Source organism: Paenibacillus elgii NBRC 100335 (assembly GCF_004000865.1).
Taxonomy (GTDB): domain Bacteria; phylum Bacillota; class Bacilli; order Paenibacillales; family NBRC-103111; genus Paenibacillus_G; species Paenibacillus_G elgii.
In genome coordinates, this window is record NZ_BIMB01000122.1 from 1 (window position 1) to 2,465 (window position 2,465).

General features: G+C 41.5%; 3 protein-coding genes. All 3 read right to left on the reverse strand.

From position 1 onward, the window contains the following. Window positions 1–681, reverse strand: a 681-nt coding sequence (locus tag PEL01S_RS34055; RefSeq protein WP_164824383.1) for a hypothetical protein, incomplete at its 3' end; no start/stop codon positions are given. Between the two features lie 233 nt (window positions 682–914). Further along, the gene (locus PEL01S_RS34060) at window positions 915–1,214 is read right to left on the reverse strand and encodes an RHS repeat-associated core domain-containing protein (protein ID WP_127463356.1); all 300 of its coding nucleotides are present in this window, start codon (window positions 1,212–1,214) and stop codon (window positions 915–917) included. Between the two features lie 11 nt (window positions 1,215–1,225). Continuing rightward, window positions 1,226–2,461, reverse strand: a complete 1,236-nt coding sequence (locus PEL01S_RS34065; protein WP_127463357.1) for an IS110 family RNA-guided transposase — start codon at window positions 2,459–2,461, stop codon at window positions 1,226–1,228. Window positions 2,462–2,465: the final 4 nt, after the last annotated feature.

Consider the following 2,465-nt stretch of genomic DNA (forward strand, 5'->3'; position numbering starts at 1 on the left):
GCCTGTTTCAGCTGGTCTTACATCACTTAGCAGATTACCCGCTGCATCATAATATTGAACGACCAGTTGAACTTTGCCGCTGGATAAAGCCGTAATATTTACCCGACCCTTAATTTCATAGGTACTATTCCCAGTTACGGCCACTTCTTGGTAAACTCCTCCCAAGCCTTCCACTGATATTTGTTGCGCGCGGCTTCCAGATACTACTGGCGTCGTAACCACCTTAAAGTCTCCCGCTGCCCCATATCTTGTCCATCCATCCGCTATTCCGTTTGTTCCTGTGTAGGTTTCGAAACTGGAGTTTATAAGAAGGTTACCTGTACTATGCTTTCTTATTCTATTTCCATTTACATCGTAATCGTGATATATGGTTCCGTTAGAATTAGAAACCTCTACTAACTGACCTCTAGTATCGTATTGATATTTTGTATCGCCGTTTGCTGCCATTGTTGGTGAACCGTATGTAATCATTAGCATGAAACATAGTAAAAATGATATGATTCGTTTTTCCATGACTACCTCCATATAAGATTTTGATGTTGAATATTCAAAATATTGCCCCGCTAAATTATACCTTCGGCTGATGATCTCTGTATATATCAGTTCAATGAAAAAGACAATCGCCACGAAAAGTTTGATCTTTAATCTTGTACTCCACCAAACAAGCTCAAGAATCTCCATGAAAACCGCTTTTACGGGCTAAAAAGAAACCACAGTACGAGGGATAGTCGCATTGCGGCACTTTTAATTTTTAACTGATCTATTAAAATAATTGCCTCATTAATATTATTATTCCTTTCTCTATTTTTTCTTCAAGTAAGTTAAGATCCATCAGTAAAGTCCCCTTTGTTTACATAGCTTCTGCTGCGTCATCAATATCATTTCCACATATTCATGTTTACCAACTCTGTGCCTCAAATTTTTCTTTTTTTATAAAAATTTTCGGAACCTGAGACAGCAACGAGTCTCTTAAGCTCTCCATTGTCAAAACCGTTCCAGTTATCGTCATGTCCTAAATTTATAGAACCCTCCGTGTCACAATCATCTTCATGAGCATTCTTTCTATCAGCATATACGCAATAATGTCCCGTCGGATCAATATTTCTCAACGGGTTGTTATGCACATACGTATACATATTCAAACTAAGCGGGCTGGCAATATAAGCGACCATCCCAAGTAAAAGGGCAACAACTGTTTTCCAATTGCTGCCCAACTATCATTATATCATCCTGCTTGCTTTATGGATACTTCTGGAATTATGTATGCTGCTTTCGTTCTCATCAGGTAATGGACAACATTGACCAGTTTACGCATGATGCATACAATCGCTTGCTGCTTCGTCTTTCCTGCTGTCAGCTTCTGCTCATAGTAAGCATGAAAGTAGGGGTTACGCGGCTCTTTCTTGTTGCGAGTTACAGCGATCTGACGAATCGCAAGGTTCTTGATGATGTCGTGAAGCTCCCTGTTCCCTTGCTTGCTCTTGTAGTTCCTGACCTTGTTCCCTGAACCGCATAAAATCGGTGCAATCCCTGCGAATCTTGCCAATTTATCAGGCGTAGCGAATCGGTGTATGTCGCCAATCTCAACCACCAGTTCTGCCACTGTAACTACATCAATGCCTGTCATCGTTTCCAGTTGGAAGCCTAGTTGCTTAATCAGCCCTCCAATTTCTTCTTCAATCTGGGCTAACTCCTGCTGATTAAAACGTATGCTTCGGACAAGGCTTTGTACAATGAAATCACGTTTGTCCTGAAAATCTCGATATGTATCTCCGTCCGCTTCAATAAGGGACAAAATTTGTGCTGCTTTCTTATGGGATAATCCATTGTTGCTATGACTTCTTAGAAATTCGGCTAATGTCGCTTCTTCCATGTCCTTCAAATGTCTTGGAGAAGGATACGCATCCCAGAAGCTCAAGGCCGTTTTACCGTCTATTTCGGAGAAGAATTTTTTATAACTTGGATAATGATAGCCTAATTGCTGATGCAAGTTTTTGATGCAGCCGGATAGGACTTTTACGACTCCTTTTCTACGTGTGACAAGCTGGCTTATGGCCCAATATAAATCAATTGGCTTTGCATCCGGCAATTGAAGCAGCTCGTCTTTCAACACTCTTACTACACACTCGGCATCCCAACTGTCGGACTTTTGAACCGTAATATGGCTTTTACGCCCAGCCGTGGAAAGCTTCGGATTGACTTCTTTCACCCAACGTTTATTCTCCGTCAAGTAGACCGCCAATGCTCTGCCAAGCCCTCCGACATCTTCCAGCCCGTAAACAACGGATAGCCCTTTTTTCGTATGCTTCTTTACTTCCTTCTCAAGCAAAGGGAAGGCAGACGGCTTATTGTCAAACTTAATTTCGCCTAGCTTCTGATTCCAGCAATCGATAAAAACCGCTGTGTGATGCTGTTTGTGCAAATCGATGCCCACATAAATGAATTTGTCTTGTTGTACGATACTG